This is a genomic window from Nocardia goodfellowii, from assembly GCF_017875645.1.
GTDB lineage: Bacteria > Actinomycetota > Actinomycetes > Mycobacteriales > Mycobacteriaceae > Nocardia > Nocardia goodfellowii.
In genome coordinates this window covers 7,695,218-7,718,486 of record NZ_JAGGMR010000001.1, presented here as the reverse complement: position 1 = coordinate 7,718,486, position 23,269 = coordinate 7,695,218, and the positions used below count along the sequence as shown (strand labels likewise).

General features: G+C 65.7%; 19 protein-coding genes and 1 tRNA gene. 13 read left to right on the top strand and 7 right to left on the bottom strand.

Features of this window, described 5'->3' with window-relative positions; genetic code table 11:
• The first annotated feature begins 4 nt into the window (after positions 1–4).
• From BJ987_RS35785 to BJ987_RS35745, 9 genes are all read left to right on the top strand, one after another.
• Positions 5–1,675: a Gp37-like protein gene (locus BJ987_RS35785; RefSeq protein WP_209897439.1), complete on the top strand. Its 1,671-nt coding sequence runs from the start codon at positions 5–7 to the stop codon at positions 1,673–1,675.
• 44 nt (positions 1,676–1,719) lie between these two features.
• Complete coding sequence (locus BJ987_RS35780; RefSeq protein ID WP_209897438.1) at positions 1,720–2,157, top strand: phage gene 29 protein family protein; 438 nt, start codon at positions 1,720–1,722, stop codon at positions 2,155–2,157.
• 395 nt (positions 2,158–2,552) lie between these two features.
• Entirely contained in the window at positions 2,553–3,542 is a 990-nt protein-coding gene (locus BJ987_RS35775) for a DUF7257 domain-containing protein (protein ID WP_209897437.1), read from the top strand.
• Positions 3,543–3,573: 31 nt separating this feature from the next.
• A complete protein-coding gene (locus BJ987_RS35770; protein ID WP_209897436.1) occupies positions 3,574–3,879 on the top strand; it encodes a hypothetical protein in 306 nt (101 codons plus the stop codon).
• A gap of 176 nt (positions 3,880–4,055) precedes the next feature.
• Positions 4,056–4,448, top strand: a complete 393-nt coding sequence (locus BJ987_RS35765; RefSeq protein ID WP_209897435.1) for a hypothetical protein — start codon at positions 4,056–4,058, stop codon at positions 4,446–4,448.
• A complete protein-coding gene (locus BJ987_RS35760; protein WP_209897434.1) occupies positions 4,445–4,780 on the top strand; it encodes an LtfC-like domain-containing protein in 336 nt (111 codons plus the stop codon). Before BJ987_RS35765 ends, BJ987_RS35760 begins: the two co-directional genes overlap by 4 nt.
• A gap of 62 nt (positions 4,781–4,842) precedes the next feature.
• Complete coding sequence (locus BJ987_RS35755; protein WP_209897433.1) at positions 4,843–5,193, top strand: phage tail fiber protein; 351 nt, start codon at positions 4,843–4,845, stop codon at positions 5,191–5,193.
• A gap of 53 nt (positions 5,194–5,246) precedes the next feature.
• Entirely contained in the window at positions 5,247–6,206 is a 960-nt protein-coding gene (locus BJ987_RS35750; protein WP_209897432.1) for a hypothetical protein, read from the top strand.
• A gap of 88 nt (positions 6,207–6,294) precedes the next feature.
• Positions 6,295–6,648 (top strand): hypothetical protein, encoded by a 354-nt coding sequence (locus tag BJ987_RS35745; RefSeq protein ID WP_209897431.1) that lies wholly within the window; start codon positions 6,295–6,297, stop codon positions 6,646–6,648.
• A gap of 28 nt (positions 6,649–6,676) precedes the next feature.
• On the opposite strand, the gene BJ987_RS35740 is transcribed toward BJ987_RS35745, so the two are convergent.
• Both BJ987_RS35740 and BJ987_RS35735 read right to left on the bottom strand, forming a co-directional pair.
• Positions 6,677–7,102 carry a type II toxin-antitoxin system VapC family toxin gene (locus tag BJ987_RS35740; RefSeq protein ID WP_307869858.1) on the bottom strand — a complete coding sequence of 142 codons (426 nt, stop codon included), beginning with the start codon at positions 7,100–7,102 and terminating at the stop codon, positions 6,677–6,679.
• A 31-nt stretch (positions 7,103–7,133) separates the two neighbouring features.
• Positions 7,134–7,403, bottom strand: a complete 270-nt coding sequence (locus BJ987_RS35735) for a type II toxin-antitoxin system Phd/YefM family antitoxin (protein ID WP_209897429.1) — start codon at positions 7,401–7,403, stop codon at positions 7,134–7,136.
• 738 nt (positions 7,404–8,141) lie between these two features.
• Here BJ987_RS35735 and BJ987_RS35730 point away from each other — a divergent pair.
• Positions 8,142–8,381: a hypothetical protein gene (locus BJ987_RS35730; protein WP_209897428.1), complete on the top strand. Its 240-nt coding sequence runs from the start codon at positions 8,142–8,144 to the stop codon at positions 8,379–8,381.
• Positions 8,382–8,405: 24 nt separating this feature from the next.
• Positions 8,406–10,310, top strand: coding sequence for a hypothetical protein (locus tag BJ987_RS35725; protein ID WP_209897427.1), 1,905 nt, complete (start codon positions 8,406–8,408; stop codon positions 10,308–10,310).
• A 3-nt stretch (positions 10,311–10,313) separates the two neighbouring features.
• On the opposite strand, the gene BJ987_RS35720 is transcribed toward BJ987_RS35725, so the two are convergent.
• The 3 genes from BJ987_RS35720 to BJ987_RS35710 form a co-directional block, all read right to left on the bottom strand.
• The gene (locus tag BJ987_RS35720) at positions 10,314–10,859 is read right to left on the bottom strand and encodes a hypothetical protein (protein ID WP_209897426.1); all 546 of its coding nucleotides are present in this window, start codon (positions 10,857–10,859) and stop codon (positions 10,314–10,316) included.
• Positions 10,856–11,047, bottom strand: a complete 192-nt coding sequence (locus tag BJ987_RS35715) for a hypothetical protein (RefSeq protein ID WP_209897425.1) — start codon at positions 11,045–11,047, stop codon at positions 10,856–10,858. Before BJ987_RS35715 ends, BJ987_RS35720 begins: the two co-directional genes overlap by 4 nt.
• A gap of 264 nt (positions 11,048–11,311) precedes the next feature.
• Positions 11,312–11,393: transfer RNA gene (locus tag BJ987_RS35710), tRNA-Leu, on the bottom strand.
• Positions 11,394–11,781: 388 nt separating this feature from the next.
• Here BJ987_RS35710 and BJ987_RS35705 point away from each other — a divergent pair.
• Complete coding sequence (locus tag BJ987_RS35705) at positions 11,782–21,153, top strand: type I polyketide synthase (protein ID WP_209897424.1); 9,372 nt, start codon at positions 11,782–11,784, stop codon at positions 21,151–21,153.
• Positions 21,154–21,321: 168 nt separating this feature from the next.
• Entirely contained in the window at positions 21,322–21,759 is a 438-nt protein-coding gene (gene acpS / locus BJ987_RS35700; protein ID WP_194819782.1) for a holo-ACP synthase AcpS, read from the top strand.
• Here the strand turns inward: acpS and BJ987_RS35695 are convergent, their stop codons facing one another.
• Both BJ987_RS35695 and BJ987_RS35690 read right to left on the bottom strand, forming a co-directional pair.
• A complete protein-coding gene (locus tag BJ987_RS35695; protein ID WP_245366284.1) occupies positions 21,760–22,431 on the bottom strand; it encodes a Uma2 family endonuclease in 672 nt (223 codons plus the stop codon).
• Positions 22,432–22,447: 16 nt separating this feature from the next.
• Positions 22,448–23,068 (bottom strand): TetR/AcrR family transcriptional regulator, encoded by a 621-nt coding sequence (locus BJ987_RS35690; protein WP_245367831.1) that lies wholly within the window; start codon positions 23,066–23,068, stop codon positions 22,448–22,450.
• Positions 23,069–23,269: the final 201 nt, after the last annotated feature.

Below are 23,269 nucleotides of genomic sequence, written 5' to 3'. Positions count from 1 at the left end.
GGCCGTGTTGGATCTTCCCGCGATCTACGCGAGTGCGCAGGCGGCCAAGACAATTCGTAAAGAACAGCGGTTCTCGCGGCCGCTGATCCGGCTCTGGGATGGCGATTGGAACCTCCGCGGCGTCTGCGGCGCGGAGATCAGCGCTGATTTCCGATGGATTCTGAACCAGGCCGGCACCGGTCTGCTGGTGCTGCCGTACGACTACTACTTGGCGAAGTGGGCGGTCGACATCAATGGCCGCACCAAGAAGAACGTGCACATCACCGTAGACAAGGACGGTGCGCGGTGGGACGGGCGGCTGGAGAAGGCGGTCATCAAGACCGATGCGCACGGTGTCACCACCGTCGAGCTGCTGTTCATGCACTCGTATCAGGATCTCAAGCACATCTACTGCTGGTCGAATCCCTTTCTGCCGGAACAGGTGCAGTTCCCGCGCCAATTCTTGCTCGCGGGTCCCAGCGTCTGGGTGCTCAAGACCGCGTTGCATCTGAATCTGCTCCGGCTGGAGGGCGGGCTGTGGACGCTGCCGGATGATCCGCTCGACCCCAGTACCTGGGGCACCCTCGACCAGTCGAGGTGGGGCGTGGTGGTGAAACCTGGTGGCTTCCAGGGAGATACGTCGATGTGGACGATTTTCGGTTCCCGCTTCCAGAATTTTCACGAGGCTGCCCAGGGCAGCCTCGAAACGGCGCAGTTGGCGGTGGTTACCAGGCGCTGGTTGCAGGGTGACCCGGAACCGTGGCCCGGGGCGAAGTTGCGGCACGGCTGTCTGGTTGTCGACATCGTCGACAAGTCCGGATTCTGGACCGGTACCAGCACCGGCGGCAATATGTGGGACGGCCTGCAGCACACCATGCAGGTATTCGACAACACCTGGCTCGATTACAGCCCCGATGTGCTGCCGGATCAGAACGTGCCCGAGCTGTACAAGAATCCGGGCTGGATGGGCACGCTTCCGTCCAACCCGTGGGTGGTGTATCGACAGAACGACAACACCGGCATCCAGACTTCCCAGTTCATTGTCAACCCGGCTTCAGCGGTGCAAGTTCTCACCGGCGGCCATTCGATGCCTGGTGTGAATGAGGCGATCTCGTCGGCGATCCAGGTCGTCGGCATGCTGATTGCCGGCGCCCTCAGCGAAATCCCTTTCGGCGGCTCGATCGCCGGTGGCGCGGTCAACGCCGCCACGGCGGTGGCGAATACGATCGCCACCTCGTTGCTGTCGGACACGCTGCTGGCGTGGCAGCGACACCGATCGCCGCGGCGGGCCCTGGCCGCCGGCTGGTCGCACTATCACGAGCATTTCGAGAACAGCGCTGACCGCGCCTATACCCTCGGCTCGCTGCTCACCCTCGGTGAGGGTATGTGGAAGACCCGCCAGCACTTCACCCATAAGTTCACCGTCGCCAACGGCGAACCGTATCTGATCGGCGACCAGGGACAGGGCCACTTCTTCCTCGGCGACCGGGTCGGCTCCACGGTCAAGGGCATGCCGGACGGCTCGATCTACGTCGATCAGGTGACCGAACTCGAGCTGGCCTGGTCGCGGACCGCGAGCCCGGCCTGGCAGGTCACCGTCGGCTCGGATCGCGACCACGATATGCCCTTCGCCAAGTCCATGCGCGTGGTCGCCGACATTGTCGACGACATCCACGCCCTCGCGGTCCAGATGTAAGCCGCGGCGGAACACCAGATCTCTATCCAACCTCCGGAGTGAACATGTCCATCCCCTCGCTCGAGCAGTGCAATCCCGACGATCCCCATGAAGCTTTCGTGTGGGCGCTCGTCGGCCTACCCGGACCTCAGAATTCGCCGCTGCTGGTACACCCCGATGTGCTGCGTCAATGGTCGAAGCATCTCTGGGATCTAGGATTTCGGCACTATCCCGACGAGCAGACCAGGGAATACCATCCGCCGGCGCGCGGTGTCGCGCACTGGCTCAACGGCGCGGGGCAGTGGGCGGAAAAGGGCGCACCGCGGCCGCCCGAGACTTCCGCGCCCGACATCACCGAGCTGACGCCGCAAGAGCGTGCCCACCTCGTGGAGCAACTCCGCGACTCCGGCGAGCTGCAGCATCTGGTGGATCCGCGCGAACTCGATCTCAACTATGCGAAAGTCGCCGCCGCCGCGGAACAGTCGATCGAGGCGGCCCAATGACCAGCCCGGACAAGGCGGTACCACCGGGCGCGTATACCGGCGGATCGATCCGCAATCTCCAGAAAGTCACGTGGGAGTCGGCGCGGGCCTCGATCCTGTCCAGCGTGGCGGAGTCCTTCGCCGGCGTCGAGGCCATCGGCTCGAACATGAACGCGGCGAATGACCGCGCGCTGACCGCGGCGAACCGGGCGCAAGTGGGTGCCTCGTCGGCGCAGACCACGGCTAAGTCGGCGCAGAACACCTCCACTGCGAATGCTTCGGCGATCGCGGACCTGCAGACCAAACAGACCCAGGAACAGGTCGGTGGCGCGTCGGCGACGGACAACTTCCAGACCTGGGATACCACGAAATGGACTGTGTCCAAGTGGATCTCCGACGGCGGTACGGTTCGCGACATGGTTGTCGTCGACGATCAGGCCGGCATCTCCAAGAGTGGAAACACCGGCACCGGTGCTGAACTCGCCCTGCGAAAGACCCCGATGATGACCGACGACCAGTCGGTGTCGGTCGTGTTGGGCCGGACCAACCAGGCCGGCGCCTTCACCGGCAGCGGAATCCTGATCCGAGCGGCCTCCGACTTGTCGACCTTCGTCATGCTGCAAATCGGCGCGGGGCGAATCCTGCTGCAAAACGCCAGATTCTCCGGTGGCACGCTGAATTCCACCACCTGGGCGGAAAAGACGGGCCTGGCCCTCGGCGCGGGCGACACTGTCACAGTGACGGCAACCGGCCCCTCTTACGAGGTGCTGGTCAACGGTGTCGGCAGGCTCAGCTATCGAGATACCGCGGTCAGTTCCCCAGTGGGGGCGAACAATCGGTGGGTCGGTTTCTACAGCGCCTGCTACGCCGTCGAGAACTGGGACGGTTCGAGATCGTTGTCGTTCGGCTTCGATCTCGACTCTTTCACCGCGGCGGACACCACGTCGCCTTCGGTGGTCGGAACGGGCTGGTCGCTGTGCCGCCAGAATGCGACAGGCGTGCCGCAAACCGCACTCCACAGTCGCTACGGCACCATTTTCGATACCGCGCGCCAGGCCAACAATGTCAACGTACTCGATCTGCCGTCCGGCCAGATTCAAGTTACGAAATCGGGTTGGTACGTGATGAATGTTGCTGCCTTGTGGGAAGGAGCGTGCGGAGAGTCCGACAACTTCAACGTGGCGTTGTGGACCGCACCCAGCCCCGCCGACCCGTGGCGAGTTGCCAGGAATGCCGGCGAAAGCGAGGGTTCCACGATCAAGCACGTATCCGGATCGTTCGTCGTCTTCGCAGGTGCCGGAAGTGTTTGGGCTCCGGGGTATTACATTCCGGCAGCGAACAAAATGGCCGGCGACGCCTCGGGTGTATTCACCTATTTCGACGGCACGCTCTGTTCCTATTCCTGAGTGGGCGTACCGAATCACCGAAGGAGATCTTATGGCGGGGAACGCAGGGGCCTTCGTCGCCCGCAACGCCAAAGCCGTGGTGTCTATGATCGGCGGCGCTGTCAGCGTGCTGGCGGCATCCATCGCGTTGCTGCAGTATGCGCCGAGCCCGGTTGCCGGGCTCGGAACCGGTCTGCTCGCAGCCTTGGAAGTGCTGCGCACCGTCAACGTGTGGATCGTGACGAACGAGCCGGCGCTCGAGGCCGCGGCGGACGCGGCGTCGGAACTTGTCGAATCCATCACCGATGCCCTCGGCGCCGAAGACATCGAAATACCAGCGGCCGCTACCGTCGCCTGAGGCGTATATCGCGCGAATCATTCCGGCACCTTCGAATGCCGGTAAACCGATCAATGCCAGCACCTTTCGGTGCAATCGAATCGCACCTTCTCGTGTCGGCGCACCTACTGACCCCTGGAGCATGCAATGGCGCTGGTCCATAACCAGCCTATCGTGGCCAGGTCTGGAAGGGCCTGATGCCTTTACTCGAAACAACGCTCATCAGCGTGGCCACCTTTCTCAGCGGCTCCGGCGCCACCAGCTTCTACTCCTGGCTGCGAGCCCGGAAATCCCAACCGGCACAAAACCTTCGCCTTGAAGTGTCCGCCGCCAAGCAAGTCAACGACATCGCTTTGGCGACATTATCGCGCGTGGCAGAAGAATTGCGGGTCGTCTCCGTACGACTGGACGGAGTAGAAGCCGCGCAGGCAGCGTCCATTCAGGAACTGGACCGCGTCACCGGACTGTTCCGTGAGGCGCTCGCCGTGCTACGCGGCGTGATCGAAGCGGCCCAACACGGCCGTATCCCGGAACTGAACCTCTCCAGAGAACTGATGGACGAGGTCGAACACAGCAGAGGAAACCTATGACAACAGCGCTCGATCCCGGACACCTCGGATACCAGCCGAAGATCCAACCCCTCAAACTCACCACCGGCGCCAGTTTCGTGCAGACCATCGAGCCCTCCGGTGGGGCTGTATTCCCGGCCGGGACCACGATTTCCATCGTGCTGACCGGTCCGGGTGGTGCGCCACTGGGCACGTGGGCGGCCACCGTCACCCAGACTGCCGCCAAGTGGACCGTGCCGGCCGTGACGTGTGACGCCATTCCTGCGAACTCGCGCTACACGATGCTGGTGACCTACCAGACCTCCCCGGTCACCACCTACGCCTGGTACGTCGGCTCCGTCATCCGCAACTGACCTCTCTCCGCCACCTGTCGGCGAAGACGCCCCTAAACACAACAACCGCAAGGAGATTCACCATGGCTATCGCAGTTACCTCCACCAAGAACGCCCTGTGCGCCGCATACGCCAACATCGCCGGCACCGTCTACGTCTCTGTCCACAAGGCCGACCCGGGTTCCGACGGCACCAACGAGGCTTCCGGTGGGTCGCCGGCCTATGCTCGCGTGGCGACGACGTGGAGCGCTCCGGCCAACGGGCAGATCAATGGCAGTCAGGTCACGGTGAATCTGCCCGCCGGCACCTACACGCACGCCGGACTGTGGAGCGCCCCGACCGGCGGCACTTTCATCGACAAGGTCGCCATCGCCTCCACCACCCTCGGTGCGCAGGGCACCCTGCTCATCACCCCCACCTTCACCATGAGCTGAACCGGCACTCCGGTGTCCGAAAATACTCGCTCACAAAAGAATCGGAGGCCGCTATGACAGCGCCTGCGCAGGTGTTCACGGCGAAACCGCCGACACCGCCGACCGCGGCTCCCGCGGTCCCGGGGGCACCGGTGCTGATGGTCGACGCGCCGAGACCACCTCATATTTTCACCGACGGTTCCCGGATCCCGGACGTGCCGCCATTCGTCTACGCCGCCTTCGCCGGATCCGCCACGAACACCCCGCAGCTCAAACCTACGGCCACCGCGAAAGCCATGGCGGGCGGCGGAGGTATGTTGACCGCGGTCGCATGGCCGTTGTCACAGTGGATTTCGCCGAAACTGGGCGACCAGGGCACCGCCACCGCGCGAGTGGCTGTCGGCGCCGGCGGTCGCGTCATCGTCGCAGCGTCGTTCGGCGGCGAAACTCGCACGGCGACCGGCAACGCGGTCTTCTCGGCCACGGCCGAATTGTCGGCTCCGGTCATCCCGCATTCGGCGGCTGCCGCCGCATTCGGTACTACCGGGACCTCCGCGACCACGCGTTTCGGTCCGCTCCCCATGGCCGGAAGCGGTACCGGGACATTCTCGATGGCTGTCGCGCCGCCGTTCAGTCCCTCGGGCATGAGCAAGGGTGGTGACCAAAACCTGACCGGGAGCTGGGCCGACGTCACGGGATGGTATGCCGATACCGGGCTCTTCCCGGGATCGACGATCTCCGGAAGCGCGCTGATCGCTCGAGGAACCGCGCTCAATGTGGTTGTCTCGGCGAGCATCCCGTACGCGATCTTCAGTGGCTTCGGCGGCCCCCGCCAGGCCGTGCGATTGCTCGTCAACGGTGCCGTCGTCGCCACCGGCGCCGAGGCGACCGGATGGTCCGGAACGATGACCGCCAAGGTCACCATGCGGATCGACGCGGGCGACAGAGTGACCGTTCAGGGCTGGTCCAGTCACGGTGCCGCAGTGCTCGACGGCACCGCGACCCAGGTCCGGATCGTTCGGGCGCCAGCTTAAAGGCCTACAACGCCACAGCGTCCCGCACCGTGTGCCGCGCTCAACCAACGGTTGAGCGCGGCACACGTCATTTCACGGGCGCACAGTGGTGAACACGATACCCAAGGGAAACGGCAACCAGACCGTCGACCTAACCATTACCAATCCCGATGGCAGCACCACAAACTCGCGTGTCGCCGGAAACGGCGAAGGAGGCTGGCAGCGGTGGAACAACGACTCCACCGGCACCGCCTCGTACTCCGGCAAGGAGAACGAGGGGGCTCCTGCGTGGAGTTCGGCAGCCGACCCGACTAACGACTCGTCGACGTTGCTCTACTGCAATGCAGTTGCGGCGATGAGGGGTACGAACTGTGACGCTCGTGGTGGCAGCACGATCAGCGGCGGAAGTGGATTGCTGGGCGTGGTGTTCGCGCTTGTGCGGGAACTGCCGGGCGGTTCCTGATTTCGGCGCTACCTTCCACGAGCGACTTCTAGCGGAGTGGGCGATCGCCAGGAACTTCCGGCCGTGTTACCGGGACGACGGTTAGCAGTTGTTCGAGGCCGCGGAAGTCATCGGGGTTGGTGGTGAATAGCGGGAGTTCTTCGGCGATCGCCACGGAAGCGATCATCAGATCGGCGACGCGGCGGCGAGGCTTTCGGCCGACGCTGATCACGCCGGCACTGACTCGTCCGTAAATGCGGGCGGCTTCGGCGCCGAAGGGGACGGGGTCGAATTCGTTCTCTGCGCGCTGGAGGACATCGAGGCGGCGGGCGCGTTCGACATGCTCGTCGTAGTCGTCTTGTTCGTTATTGCGGCGGACTTCGTGTGGTCCGGCTGACAGTTCAGCCAGGGTGATCGCGCTGATCGCCATCTGCCCGGGCAGTTGGGCTGGGTCGATCCAGCGGCGCAGGATCATGATGTTGGTGTCGAGTAGGCCCTGCTTGTGCTCAGTGGGCATACGGATCGTCCGCGTTCTGTTCGGCCGTAGCGTCCTGATCGGCGCGGAAGGCTTCGATCGAGATTTCGGGCGCGCTCCGCGACATCGCCGCGAACTCGGCGCGGGTCACGAACCTCCGGCGCCTGCGGAGAGGGATCAATTCACCGATCTGGTGTCCGTCGCGCGTGACTGTGAACGCCTGCCCTTGTTGGACGGCGTCCATGATTTCTTTGGAGCGATTCCGCAGGTCGCGCTGGGTGATCTCCGGCTGTGCGGGCATGGAGTCAGTGTAGAGGGGTGTGGCACCGTGTGTCACGGTTGTGTCGAACTGGGCGGGGCTCAAGCTTCCTGCGGGGTGCTGTGGCCTCGACGCACTTTGGGGATGGACCGGGGAAATCCATACCGAGAGTCCGGATGATCGGTGACAGCGCCCGCCTGTACTGATGGCTGCCAGCAAATATTCCTAGGAGTTAGTTAATTGTGGGGGCGGCTGGGCGCTCCCGGGTACAGACTCGGAGTATGAGGGCCCGCCGGTCTATTCCCGGGCCGTCCGTTCGGTTTGCCGAATGGCGGCTGGAGTTGCTCGGGCAGCGGGCTGGGCAACTTCGATCCAGGTTCCTTCGGGGCACTTCTCCGTCGGTCGGGACGTGTTCTACCAGGCGGGAGTCATCCGATGACGCGCTCGGAACGAATACAGCAGGGAGTTGCTTCATAAAAGCTGAGGGTCCGGGGCTGCGCAGTTGAAACCGCAGGTCAGGAGCGGATTCGATCTTGTGTGCTGGTGTCGACGGGCCTAGACTGATGGGTAATGAGAGGGCAGGGGTATGTTGCGAACGACGCTGGTCGATAGCGCGATAATTTCCGTGTTCGAATTGGTTCCGAGCAATGCGTTGACAGATGGTCGGGATCGCTGGAAAGCTGACGGCCATACGACGCCGGAGGTAGCAGTATGACTCGCCGTCGAAAAGAAGAGCTGGGATCAGCCGATGCGACGCAAGGGGGCACGGAGGTGCCATCGATGCTTGGACCCGAGGGGCAGTTGCCGAAATATGGCGACCAGTTCTATACACGATATCGCCCGATGACGCCGATGGAGTTGGCGGCGAATCGCGAAGAGCGAGTAGCGAAGCAGTTCGGCCAAGGCGTACTGGACAGGGTGTTCGAGGCGTATCGTAAATCCGACGAGCTTCGCCGCAACGTCGCGTTGAACTCGGCATTCTCCATTGACGTGGAAACCGACGTGGAGTGGTACTACTGATCAGATATTCAGGGGTGGCTGTTTTTGTGCAAGGAACGTACGCGGCGCGATGAGCGCGCGTTCGGCGAGATTTACGAGCTCTGTAAAGACGATCCGGTCGACCATCTGCTGGATCTGCTGAAACTACGCCGGAAGACGCCCTTGCAAGGCGGAGACCAGCCGGCGCGCTCAATGCTCAGAGTCTTCTGCTCCAAAGTCAACGTGGTGGTCGTCGAGAAAGATTATTTCGACCTCGATTTTCGCAGCGAGTTCAGCAGAGTCCACGATGCGCGATTCGGATCACGGTCATCTGATACGGCTCGAATCCACTTCTTCCACGGGGAAGTTCCCAAGAGTAAGAGGCCGCACCTACGAGATTTCGTCGCCAAAACGAGCACTAAGTATTTTGGCTACTCGGTTCTCCGGCCGCAGTTTCCCGGACGGATCGGCCGTTCGATGGTGTCGGCTGCTCTCACTGTTGACAAGATCGCGGGCGATAGAAACCTCGCGGACAAGGTTCGCACGGCGGTAACCGAAGACGTGCAAGTCTTCGGAGTGGCGCATCAGGTCGTCGGCGTTCCTTTCATGCAGCAAGACGGTCACCTTCTCACGTGCGCGCACGTCACGGCCTGGGTCTGTCATTACACGGCTGTGTTGCGCGGCGCCGTGCCGCGTCGTCCGACGGCACAATTCCACGGAATCAGTGATAAAACCGCGGCGTTTGGTCGTGCCTATCCCTCCCAGGGCCTGAACCGGCAGCTACTCGCCGCGACGCTGCGTGCGGCTGATCTGCCACCGGAAATACTTGACGCCGATTCGCTAAGCAAGCCAGTCCAGCTGAATTGGACGCACCGCGCGAAATTTGCTGCCGAGGAACGACGGCTGCAGGGCGTGGTTGACAGTGTGCGGGAAAAGTTGCAGCGCTTGCAGACTGAGGGCGGCAGCCGCACGCTGGCGGAGTCACGAAAGGTCCAGGCACGCGGCGCCAGCGCGCAGGGGCAATTGCGCCGGCTCTGGATTAAGGAAAACCTCGGTGCCAGCATTTGCCGGTATCTGAACGCGGCACTGCCGGTCATCCTGCTGCGGGCGCCACCGGCTCGGGGCGTCATCGCCCATGCGCAGGTCGCGGTCGGATATCTCCGTCGGAGAGACTTTGCCGATCCGCGCCCGGACAGCGATTCGGTGACATCGGACGATTCGGATGTGGTGGCATTGATCGTGTGCGATGACCAATCGGGGCCGTTCGAGATTGTTCAACTTGACGATCTCGTCAGCGATTTCATGGACGCGAACAAAAGGATGCAGACAGAGGTCGTAGTTCCACTTCCACGCTCGATCTGGCTATCCGGATCGACCGCTGAGGAAGCGGCAGCGCAGTGGCTGGCGATCGCGGCGGATGAGCGAATCAAAGCTTTGCCGGAATGGGCTGCTCTGCATCATCTCGAAGATTCCGACCGATATCGAGATCGACTACAAGACTTCGTCGATCGGGTTTCCGGCGGCCGGATCGGCGAGCTGGCTATACGCAGTTATATCACGACGGGCGCCGAATTCAAGATGAGCATAGCTAAGCGACTGCAGGATGACCGCCTCGCCAGAGCGGTCGGCTACACCCAGATGCCAAAGTACGTTTGGGTAGTCGAGGCGATTGATAGAAAATTGCGGGACCTCCGTGAACGAAGTGTTCTTGCGACGATTGTCTTCGATTCGACTGCGGTGACGGTCGAGGGCAGTCTTGGGACAACTGGGCCGATGCCGCTGATGGTGCACATACCAGGGCAAGCGGTATGTAGTTCGCAGTACAACGACTACTCCGAGACAGATGTCGTTCAAAAATGGTTCCCAGCGGCTCTAGAGCCCTACTACACCGGCAGATGGAACCGGCACAGCAATCATGAGATATATTCACGATGGCATTGGAAATCGGCTATGAGCGAAGCCGGTGTGTGAGCCTCAGAGCGCCACAAGTATCGAAATGATCAACACGCATGCGAGCAATGCCATGAAAAGAAATGAGCCAAAAACTATCCGCGCTTTGCGCTGATTCGAAACGCACGCTCTTTCGTATGATCGGATCTTGATCTCCATGATCCGCTGGTAATGATTCGAGCTTTTACTCTCCACGGCCTCCAGATACAGGCTCGCGAATCCGTTGGCGCTGTATCCGGGATACTGTGCGGGCAGAGCCACTAGCGCAGCGGAAAGTATCGACAGCGCCGCGAAAATGACAATAAGCACCGCCGTCGTGGTCGGCCAGAATCCGGACGTCACAACTTTCAGATCCAAGGTCTTCATCAGCAGCAGGTAAAGCGTCACCAGACCTACGTCCATGGTGACGATCGGAAACGCCCGCGACTCGAACGAGGCCTTACGCTGCCACGCCGTCGCGAGCTCTAGGTCGAGGTAATCCGACACTGCCTCGAGATCGTCCTTAGCTACCACTCGCAGCGTTTCACCCGGCTGCTTCAGCCGGGTAATCGGGGCGATCGGTTCGCTCATGACATCTGGCCCACCCTTGCGCCCCAGAACGGCTCCAGATCCGACTCGAGCCCGCGGACCCACGTGGGCTCCGGAAGTGTCGGTGCCGGCAGGTCTTCCGGCGGAATCGCGGGGCTCGGCGGCTGCGAGGCGGCCTCCGGTGTGGTGTTCGATTCGTTGGCAGCCTGCTCGCCAGGGTCGACCGTCATGCGCCAAATCTCCTGAAGTCTGTACTTCGGGCTCGTCCATACGTACGAGCCAAGCGCAGAGCATACGCCCGCTGTGGGACGCGGAGTCTCGCACCGCAGCCTGGTCGGAACCCAGGCGCGCGGGTGAATTGGCCGGGTGTGCAGGGTGATTGACACGATGGCACTCTCTCTGCCCCAGGAGAACTTTCTCTGGACAACCGTATCGGCTTCCCGGCGCCGAGGGGACCCTTCGCGGATCTGGCTCGAACCTTAGCCAGTAGTGGGTGCGCGAGAGGGGACTTGAACCCCTACGTCCTAAGACACCAGAACCTAAATCTGGCGCGTCTGCCAATTTCGCCACTCGCGCTTGGTGGTACGACCGTCCAAACTCTACCGGCCTTGACCGCGATCGCGAAGCACTGGATGGGCGTGGCGTACTGGTGAGTAACCCGACCTGGGGTTATAACGATTAAGTAACGGGCAATGTGAGGGGCACTCATGTTTCGTACGTGTTGGTAACCGGTGGACCTGCAGGTTCAAACGTGAGTGGGCCTCATGTTTGTCGGCATTCTGGTACTGATGTGCAGAAATACCAACCGGTAAGCGGTGGGTGGGGAGGCAAACGTGAGGCTTTCCTCATGATTTTGTGCAATCCTCGCCCATATCAGGCCAAGAGGTTGAGCAGCACCCTGCGTACCGGAGGGAGCGGCGTGTCCGTGGGGGCATGTCGCCAGGAGTAAGGAAGTCGAAGCGTCTTGACGATCAACGAGAGCACTGAGACCGGGACCGGACCGACCGCGAAGGTTGGTGCCCAGCGGGATGGGCGGGCGCCGCTGGTGGATCGTCTGCTGAGCGGTACTCCGTACGCGCTCGCATTCGGCGGGCAGGGCGCGCAATGGCTGGGTGAGCTGGAGGAGATCGGGCGCGACAGCGCGCTGGAACCCGAGCTCACCGCGCTGGTCAACGAGGCGGCGGCGCTGCTGGAACCTGTTGCGGCGCAACTGCTGGTGGTGCGACCGGTCGGTTTCGACCCGGTCGGCTGGATGCTCGAGGACGAGCTCGCCGACGAAGAGGTCTCGGCCGCGCCGTCGGAGCATGTGCTGCGGTCGGCCGCGGTATCGATGCCCGGTGTGCTGCTGACCCAGCTGGCCGCGTTGAAGGCGCTGAAACTGCAGGGGCTGGATCCGGTCGAGCACGCGCCGGTGGCCGTGGTCGGGCACTCGCAGGGCCGGCTGGCGGCGACCTCGGTGGAGTTCGCGGGCACACGCGATGCCGAACTGCTCGCCATCGCCCAGATGATCGGTGCCGCCGCGGGTTTGGTGGCCCGCCGACGCGGGCTGATGCCGGTGGGTGAACGTTCGCCGATGATCGCGGTGTCGAATGTGGACCCGGCGCGGCTGCGCCAGGTGGTGGCCGAGGTCGGCGCGGGTGTGGATCCACTTGCCGCCGCGGTGGTTTCGATCGTCAACGGCCGCCGCCGCGCGGTGCTGTCCGGCACCCCGGCGCAGCTGGAGCGAGTTCGCCAGCGCTGCGCGCGAATTCACGAGGAGCAGGCCAAGGCGCGCGATGCCAAGGTGCGCGGCGGTTCGGTGTTCGCGCCGGTCTTCGAGGACCTGACGGTCGACGTCGCGTTCCATCACCCGGCGCTGGGTGACACCGTCGAGCTGGTCGGCGGCTGGGCCGAGCAGTGCGGGTTGGACGCGGCGCTCGCGGGCGCGCTCGCCCGGGAGATTCTGGTCGATCCGATCGACTGGGTCGATACCGTGGACACCGCGGTCGCCGCGGGCGCGCAGTGGATGCTGGACCTGGGGCCGGGCGATCTGCTGAGCCGGCTCACCTCGGGCTCGCTGAAGGGCACCGGCGTCGGCATCGTGGCCGCCGCCACCCGGGCCGGGCAGCGCAGCCTGCTCACGCCGGGCGCGGCCCCCGAGGTCGATCAGCCGTGGTCGGCGTTCGCGCCGAAGCCGGTGCGGCTGCCGAACGGACGTATCGTGGTGGAGACCGCGTTCACCAAGCTGACCGGTCGTTCCCCGGTGCTGCTGGCGGGTATGACTCCCACCACCGTCGACGCGAAAATCGTTGCTGCCGCGGCGAATGCGGGGCACTGGGCGGAGCTGGCCGGTGGCGGTCAGGTGACCGAGCAGATCTTCGCCGACCGCGTGGCCGAGCTGAAGACGCTGCTGCACCCGGGTCGCGCGGTGCAGTTCAACTCGCTGTTCCTCGATCCGTACCTGTGGAAGTTGCAGCTCGGCGGTAAGCGACTGGTGCAGAAGGCCCGTACCGCGGGCGCGCCGTTCGACGGCGTCATCGTGACCGCCGGCATCCCGGAGCTGGAAGAAGCTGTCGCGCTCATCGGCGAGCTCACCGAGGTCGGCATCTCGCATGTCGCGTTCAAGCCGGGCACCGTCGCCCAGATCCGCGCGGTGCTGCGCATCGCCGACGCGGTCCCGGACTACCCGGTGATCATGCACATCGAGGGCGGCAAGGCGGGCGGGCACCATTCCTGGGAAGACCTGGACGACCTGCTGCTGGAGACCTACGCCGAACTGCGTGGCCGCGACAACGTCGTGGTGTGTGTCGGCGGCGGCATCGGAACTCCCGAGCGCGCAACGGAATACCTCACCGGCGAGTGGGCGACCCCGCACGGATACCCGGTGATGCCGCTGGACGGCGTGCTGATCGGCACCGCGGCGATGGCCACCCTCGAGGCCACCACCGCGCCCGAGGTCAAGCAGCTGCTCGTCGACACCCCCGGCACCCCCGACTGGGTCGGCGCGGGCACCGCGAACGGTGGAATGGCTTCCGGCCGTAGCCAACTGGGCGCGGATATCCACGAGATCGACAACGCCGCCTCGCGCACCGGCCGCCTGCTGGACGAGGTCGCCGGCGACGCCGAGGCTGTCGCGCGGCGTAAAGACGAGATCATCGCGGCGCTGAACGCCACGGCCAAGCCATATTTCGGCGATGTCACCACGATGACGTACCAGGAATGGCTGGAGCGGTACGTCGAGCTGGCGGTCGGTCTGGATCGGCGCAAGGATTTCGACTGCGGCACCGACCTCGGCGACGCGATCCGGGAGGCCACCAGCTCGGTCTGGCTCGACATCACCTGGCGGGACCGCTTCGCGGAGATGGTGCGGCGCACCGAATCTCGCCTGCACCCGGCCGACCGTGGTGAGATCCCCACGCTGTTCGCCTCCGACGACGCCTTCGAGCGTCCGGTGGAAGCGCTGTGCGCGCTGCAGGAGCAGTATCCGGCCGCCGCGCAGACGCTGCTGCACCCGGCCGACGTCCCGTTCTTCGTGAGCCTGTGCAAAACTCCGGGCAAGCCGGTGAACTTCGTGCCCGTCGTCGACGGCGATGTGCGCCGCTGGTGGCGCTCGGATTCGCTGTGGCAGGCGCATGATCCGCGCTACTCCGCCGATCAGGTCTGCGTCATCCCCGGCACGGTGGCCGTCGCGGGCATCACCCGCGTCGACGAGCCGGTCGGCGAGTTGCTCGACCGCTTCGAGCAGGACACGGCGTATTCGCTGGTCCGGGCCGGCGTCGTGCCGCTCGCCGTGGACGCGCGTCGTGTCGCGGGTGTGACCGCCGGTCCGATCGACACGGTGCTGGCCGCGCCGGACGTCGAATGGTCGGGCCGCACCACCATCAACCCCGTCCACCGCCTCGGCGACCTGGACGAGTGGACCGTCGACGGCAAGGGCGCGGTGCATCCGCGCACCGGCGCCACCCTGGTCGAGACCAGCGGACCGGAAGCCGACCACTCCTACGTCGAGCTGAATGTGCCGCTGCTGGGCCGTGATTCGGTGTCCATCCGCATCACCGTCCCGGCCTCCACCTTCAACGGCGGCGCTCCCGTCATCACCGAGGCCGACGCCGACGCCGCTATGTCGGCGCTGCTCGCGGTCGCTGCGGGGCAGTCGCTGCCCGAGGTCAAGGGCGGTACCGCACACCTCAACATCGCCTGGACGCCGGACCTCATCGCCGATCACGCCGGCGTCACCGGCTCCGGTATGCCCGCCAACCTGAGCACGCTGGGCCGCACCGTCCCCGATGTGCTGGTCGGCGCCTGCTGGCCGGCCGTGTTCGCCGTGCTCGGCGCGACGCGCACCGCCGACGGCGGCCGGGGGATGGCAGGAGGCGAAGCCGACGGGGTGGGTGGGCACAGCGTCATCGAGGGCATGCTCGACCTGGTCCACCTCGATCACCAGATCGAGCTGGCGGGTGAATTGCCCTCCGAGACCAGCGTTCTGGTGGTCCGGGCCAATGCGGGCGAGACCGTCGACACCGATATGGGACGTGTCGTGGAGGTCCGGGTGAAGATCACCGGGATGCTCGACAAGCCCGAGACCGGGCTGTCCATGCCGACCGTCGCCACCCTGACCGAGCGCTTCGCCATCCGCGGCCGCAACGGCGCGGGCGAGCTGTCCGATCCGCCGCGCGCGGCGGGGACGCTGTCGGAGTCCGCGGTCGACACCCCGCGCCGCCGCCGGCGCGATGTCACCATCGTCGCGCCGCGCACCATGCACGCGTTCGCGCACGTCTCCGGTGACCACAACCCGATCCACACCAGCGACTCGGCCGCCAAGCTGGCCGGTCTCGGTGCTCCGATCGTGCACGGCATGTGGATCTCGGCTGCCGCGCAGCACGCGGTGTCCGCGGTGGATCCCGAAAGCACCGTTCCCGCACGGACTCTGACCGCCTGGACCACCCGCTTCCTGGGCATGGTCCGGCCGGGCGCCGAGATCGACGTGCGGGTCGAGCGGGTCGCGGTCGACGCGGGCGCCGAGATCGTCGAGGTGTCCTGCCGCACCGGCGGCGACCTGGTGATGACCGCGACCGGTCGCACCGCCGCCCCGAAGACCGTCTACGCCTTCCCGGGCCAGGGCATCCAGCGCAAGGGGATGGGCCTGGACGCGCGGTCGCGCTCCAAGGCCGCCAAGGAGATCTGGGAGCGTGCCGACAAGCACACCCGCGCCGCGCTGGGCTTCTCCATCCTCGCGGTGGTACGCGACAACCCGACCTACCTCAAGGCGCGCGGTGTCGAGCACCGGCATCCGGACGGCGTGCTGCACCTGACCCAGTTCACCCAGGTCGCCATGGCGGTTCTCGGTGTCGCGCAGGTCGCCGAGCTGCGTGAGGCGGGTGCGTTCGTCGAGGGCGCGATGCTGGCCGGGCACTCGGTCGGCGAGTACAACGCGCTCGCCGCGGTGGCCGGAGTGCTGCCGCTGGAGGCGGTGCTCGAGGTGGTGTTCCAGCGCGGATCGGCCATGCACGAGCTGGTGCCGCGAGATGCCCAGGGCCGCAGCGACTATCGGATGGCCGCTATCCGTCCCTCGCAGATCGGGCTGCCCGACGACGAGGTCATCGGGTTCGTGTCCGGTGTGGGCGAGCAAGTCGGGGAGTTCCTCGAGGTCGTGAACCTGAATCTGCGCGGCTCGCAGTACGCGATCGCGGGCACGGTGGCCGGCCTGGAAGCGCTGGAGGCCGAAATCGACCGTCGCCGAGCGGAATTCGGCGGCAAGCGCGCCTTCATCCTGGTGCCCGGCATCGATGTGCCGTTCCACTCCACGGTGCTGCGCAAGGGTGTCCCGGAATTCCGGCACAAGCTCGAGCAGCTGCTGCCCGAGGTGCTGGACCCGGAAGTGCTTGTCGGACGGTACATTCCGAACCTGGTGCCGCGGCCGTTCAACCTGGAGCGCGCCTTCCTGCAGGAGATCGCGGATCTGGTGCCCTCGGAGCCGCTGAACGCGGTGCTCGCCGACTTCGACAGCTGGGCGCAGCGTCCGGCCGAACTGTGCCGGGTGGTGCTGATCGAATTGCTGGCCTGGCAGTTCGCCAGCCCGGTGCGCTGGATCGAGACCCAGGACCTGCTGTTCACCGACGCCGCCCATGGCGGTCTCGGAGTCGAGCGATTCGTCGAAATCGGTTTGGGCGCGACGCCTACCGTGGCGAACCTGGCCAGCCAGACGCTGAAGCTGCCGGACTTCTCCGGCGCCACGGTCGAGGTGCTCAATATCGAGCGTGAGGCGGCGGTCGTCTACTCGACCGACACCGATCCCGCGGCGGTCGACGACGAACCCATCGACGCGCCCGTGACCGAGGTCGTGACGGACGCCGCCCCGGTCGCGGCTCCGGCCCCGGCCCCGGCCTCCGGTGGTCCCCGTCCGGACGACATCGTGTTCTCCGCCGCCGACGCCACCCGCGTGCTGATCGCGCTGTGGACCAAGCTGCGGCTGGATCAGATCGGCCCGGTCGACACCATCGAGGGGCTTTGCGACGGCGTTTCCTCGCGGCGTAACCAGCTGCTCGTCGACCTCGGTGCGGAGCTCTCGCTCGGCGCCATCGACGGTGCGGCCGATGCCGACATGGGTGCGCTCTCGGCCACCGTGGAGCGCTTGGCCCGTACCTACAAGCCGTTCGGTTCGGTGCTGTCCGATGCCATCGGTGACCACCTGCGCAAGGTCTTCGGACCGTCCGGCAAGCGGCCCGCCGCCATCGCCGAGCGGGTCAAGAAGGTGTGGGAACTGGGCGACGGCTGGGCCAGCCACGTCACCGCCGAAGTCTCGCTCGGCACCCGCGAGGGCGCCAGCGTGCGCGGCGGCGATCTGGGCGGACTGGTCTCCGGTGCGCTCGGCGACGCGGCCTCGGTGGACGCGGCGATCGACGCCGCGGTGCAGGCGGTCGCGGCCCGGCGCGGTGTCTCGGTCGCACTGCCCTCCGCCGGTGGCGGCGGGGGAGCGACCGTGGACGCGGCGGCGCTGGGTGAGTTCACCGAGCAGATCACCGGCCGCGGCGGCGTGCTCGCCACGGCGGCCCGGGTGGTGCTGGAACAGCTCGGCCTGACCGAGCAGATCTCCGCCCCGGAAGCCACGACCGACACCCTGGTGGATCTGGTCTCGGCCGAATTGGGTTCGGACTGGCCGCGTTTGGTCGCGCCCGCGTTCGACGCCAAGAAGGCCGTGCTGATCGACGACCGCTGGGCCACCGCCCGCGAGGATCTGGCGAAGCTGTGGCTGGACACCGATACCGCCGACGTGCCGGTCGACGGCTACCTCGGTGCGGGTTCGGCCGTTGCCGCGCAGGCGAACTGGTGGCGGGAACGGGCGAAGCACGAGGCACGTTCGGTGCTGGCCGGTGTTTACGGCCGCATCGCGGAGGCCGCGCTGAACACCGACGACGCCGGCCTGTGGTCCGACGACATCGCCGTGATCACCGGCGCGAGCAAGGGTTCCATCGCGGCGGCGGTCACCGGGCGGCTGCTCGGCGGCGGCGCGACCGTGGTGGTCACCACCTCGAGCCTCAACGACGACCGGCTCGCGTTCTACCGCAAGCTCTACCGCGAGAACGCCCGGCACGGCGCGGCGCTGTGGGTGGTTCCCGCCAACATGGCGTCCTACCAGGACATCGACGCGCTGATCGACTGGGTCGGCACCGAACAGGTCGACAACGCCGGTGGCGCGAAGATCAAGACCAAGGACGCGATGACCCCCACCCTGCTGCTGCCGTTCGCGGCGCCGCGGGTCGCGGGCGACCTCGCCGACGCCGGCGCCCGCGCCGAAATGGAGATGCGGGTCCTGCTCTGGTCCGTCGAACGGCTGATCGGCGGACTGTCCAAGATCGGCGCGGACCACGACGTGGACGCGAAACTGCATGTGGTGCTGCCGGGTTCGCCGAACCGCGGCCTGTTCGGCGGCGACGGCGCCTACGGCGAGGCCAAGGCCGCGCTGGACGCGGTGGTCGCCAAGTGGCGGGCCGAGAAGTCCTGGTCGGCGCGGGTTACCCTGGTGCACGCGCTGATCGGCTGGGTGCGCGGCACCGGTCTGATGGGCCACAACGACCCGATGGTCGAGGCGGTCGAGAAGGCCGGCGTGCAGACCTGGTCGACCAGCGAGATGGCCGACGAACTGCTCAAGTGGTGCACCTCGCGGGCCCGCCAGGTCACCACTACCGGACCGCAGCAGATCGACCTCACCGGCGGACTGGCGCGGGCCAAGCTGGACCTGCCCGCGCTGGCCAAGCAGGCGGCCGAGCAGCTGGCCGAGGAGATCGCGGAAGACGATGCGGCAGTGACCATTCCGGCGCTGCCCGCGCCGCCCACCCTGAGCTCGGCGCTGCCGGTGCCGGAGTGGGGTGAGGTCACCGCCGATCTCGCCGACATGGTCGTCATCGTCGGCGCCGGCGAGCTGGGCCCCTACGGTTCCGCGCGCACCCGCTTCGAGGTCGAGGTCGTCGACCGGCTCTCCGCCGCGGGCGTGCTGGAGCTGGCCTGGACCACCGGCATGATCACCTGGGAGAACGATCCCAAGCCGGGCTGGTACGACACCGAATCCGGTGACTTCGTACCGGAGTCCGAGCTGGCCGAGCGCTACCACGACGCGGTGGTCGAACGGTGCGGTGTGCGCCGTTACGCGGACGAAGGCGCGATGGTCGACAACACCTCGCCGCTGATGACCTCGGTGTTCCTGGATCAGGACCTGTCGTTCACCGTCGGCAGCGAGGCCGAGGCGCGCGCTTTCCACGCCGCCAACCCCGAGCAGACCATCATCACCCCGGTCGCCGACTCCGGCGACTGGACCGTGACCCGCAAGGCGGGCACCGAGATTCGGGTGCCGCGCCGGGCCAAGCTCTCGCGCACCGTCGGTGGCCAGATCCCGACCGGCTGGGACCCCACCATCTGGGGTATCTCCGCCGACATGGCCGCCTCGGTGGACCGGGTCGCGCTGTGGAACATCGTCTGCACCGTCGACGCGTTCCTGTCCTCCGGGTTCAGCCCGGCCGAGCTGATGAGCTGGGTGCACCCGTCGCTGGTGGCCAACACCCAGGGCACCGGTATGGGCGGCATGTCCTCGATGCGCTCGCTCTACATCGACAACCTGCTCGGTGAGCCCCGGCCGAACGACATTCTGCAAGAAGCGCTGCCGAACGTGGCGCTCGCGCACGTCGTGCAGTCCTACGTCGGCAGCTACGGTGCGATGGTGCACCCGGTCGCGGCCTGCGCCACGGCCGCGGTGTCGGTCGAGGAGGGCGTCGACAAGATCAAGCTCGGCAAGGCCGAACTGGTCGTCGCCGGCGGCTACGACGATCTCGGCATCGAGGGCATCGTCGGCTTCGGTGACATGTCGGCTACCGCGGACTCGGCGGCCATGAGCGCCAAGGGCATCAGCGACCGCTACTTCTCCCGCGCCAACGATCGCCGCCGCGGCGGTTTCGTCGAATCACAGGGTGGCGGAACGGTTCTGCTGGCCCGCGGCGACATCGCGCTGGACATGGGTCTGCCGGTGCTCGGTGTGGTCGCGTACGCGCAGTCCTTCGCCGACGGCGTGCACACCTCCATCCCCGCGCCCGGTCTCGGTGCGCTGGGTGCGGGTCGCGGCGGCCGGGAATCGCGGTTCGCCAACGAACTGCGCAAGCTCGGCGTCGGCGCGGACGACATCGCGGTGATCTCCAAGCACGACACGTCCACCGCCGCGAACGACCCCAACGAGTCCGAGTTGCACGAGCGCCTCGCCACGGCCATCGGTCGCTCCGAGGGCGCACCGCTGTTCGTGGTGTCGCAGAAGAGCCTGACCGGTCACGCCAAGGGCGGTGCGGCCGCGTTCCAGCTGATCGGCCTGTGCCAGGTGCTGGAAAACGGTGTGGTGCCGCCGAATCGGAGCCTGGACTGCGTCGACGAGAAGATGCAGGACTACCCGCATCTGGTGTGGGCGCGGGAACCGCTGCGCTTCGGTGAGCGTTTCCCGCTCAAGGCCGGTCTGGTCACCTCGCTCGGCTTCGGGCACGTGTCCGGTCTCCTCGCGATCGTGCATCCGGAGGCCTTCATCCAGGCCATCGAGCCGGGCCGGCGCGAGGAGTACCAGGCCAGGGCACAGGAACGGCAGCTCAACGGCCGGCAGCGGTTCGCCGAGGCCATGTGCGGCGGCGCCCCGCTGTACGAGCGCCCCGCCGACCGTCGCCTCGGCGCGGATGGCACGCCCGCCAAGCAGATTCGTCAACTCGAAGCCGACGTGCTGCTGTCGCCCACGGCGCGCCTGAGCGAGAACGGCACCTACCGTGCCGACGGATTCGGTTGCGGCACCGGCGCTGTCATCGTCGGGCAATTGGATCAGGACGCCACCTCGTAGGGGCCTCTGCCACTACGCTGCACTGAGCACAAAGGGGCAGCCGCTGCAACAGCGGCTGCCCCTTCTTATCGACACCGCGGCCTGAGCTCAGCGCCCGGAGGCGGCAGCGCAGCGTAACCATGTAGGGCGCAGTGAAGGCCGCCAATCAGACAGAGGAGCCAAAAAGCAGTGACCATCCTGGGTATCGGCCTGGACCTGGTGACCATCTCGGAGTTCGCCGAACAACTCGAACGCTCCGGAACCACCATGGTCCGGGAAAGTTTCACCGCGGGGGAGCGCCGCTACTGCCAGAGCAAGCCGACCGACTCGGCGCGCCACTACGCCGCCCGCTGGGCCGCGAAGGAAGCGGTGATCAAGGCGTGGGCGTCCACTCGCTTCGCCCGCTCACCTCAAATCGGCGACAACCCATACCCTTTGATCGAGGTGGTGAACGACGCCTGGGGGCGGCCCAGCATCAAACTGCACGGCCTCGCGGCGGAATTCCTGCCGCGGGTACGGGTTCACCTCTCGCTGACCCACGATGGGGACACCGCTGCCGCGATGGTCATCCTGGAGGATCCGGGTGAGCTCGCGGACATCATCGAGGGGCGCAGCGCCACTCAGTAGTCAGAACGCCAGTTCCGCCCAGGGGATGTGGATCGGGAACGGCACGGAGATATGGACGCCGTCCGGGTCGTCTGCGGGGGTCCATTGGGCAATCTCGACGTAGTGCACCGGCTTCAACGGGGTTATGCCCGGAAACAGTTCCTCGGTGTATCTGAGCAACGCGGAAATCGTTATCCGGGCTATGCTTCGCGGCTCGCGCGCAAGCGCTACTTCCCAGTACATCGAGATCCCGGCGTCGGCGTACCTGGCCTTTTTCTCCCTGATATCACTCTCGGTGTTCGATGGAGACAGGACTTCGCCCACGAGCACGACATCATCGAAATGTACGTACTCGTACTCCTTCGGCAGGCATCGGTAGACCACGAAATCCGGGGTGACGAAGTCGTTTCTATGGGTGCGATCGAGGAATACGTTCGTTTCGCTGTTTGCGATCCAGCACTGCTCCGGGGCGGTGGCTCTGTGCTTTCGGGCGCCTCGGTCCAATGCGCTCCAGAGACGATTGCGGAACTGCTGATGTTCGGGTGTTCCGGTGCGCACCCAGACGACACGGCCCTCCCAGAGCTCGATCTGGCGGGCGATGTGATCAGGCAGCGTCGCCAGCTCCTCCCAAGTCATGTACTCGGGAAGATCCGGCCGATCCTGCTCGTCCTGCGTCATATGCGGAATCGACATAACCGCATGTTAACCCTCAGTGGCCGCTGGCGGAACGGGATTCCTTCTCGGCCACAAGGAGATACGCGACCATGAGTCGCTTCAATTCCGACACCGCGTCCTTGTGACTCTGCTCGTCCTGTACCGAGAAGTTCAACATCGAGTACACGACGTGTACGAGCACCTCGGCCATCATGGTCCGGCGCGCCCGCGGGGTGCGCGGGGTGAGCGGTCGCAGCATCTGCGCGACTACTTCGGCGAACTCCTTCTCGTGGATAGCGCCGGTCGCCCGCGTCGACGGGGTCGACTGCATGGCGAGCCAGACCTCACGCCGGGACGGGTCGGTCATCCACAGGCCGGCCATGTGGTCGACGAACTGGTTCATGTGGCGCAGCCAGTCCAGGGACGGGACCTCGCCGTGGAAGTCGGCGAGCTCGCGGGAGACGGCGACCAGGTCCTGGCGATTCAGCTCGCAGACGATGACGTACTTGTTGGCGAAGAATTGGTAGAGCGTGCCGATCGGGACTTCCGCGCGGGCCGCGACTTCCTCACAGGTGAACGACTCGAATCCGACTTCGGTGAGCAGTTCCCTGGATGCCTGCAGCAGGGCATCGAACTTGCGCTTGCTGCGTTCCTGTGTGGGCCGGCGGCGCGGCATGAGTTCCTGCGGGTCGTCCTGCAACTCCAACGCGGGGTCCAGGTGCCGCTTTGCCCTGGCCTCCGTGTGTACATCCACTGCTCCAGGCTAGCGGTATCGACACGCGCGCGACACGCGCATGCGGTCTGCGTGTCCAGGTCTTGTCACATTTCACCACCCATCCGTGCCCTGCGCAGTGCCGAACTCATACCGAGCGCGCGT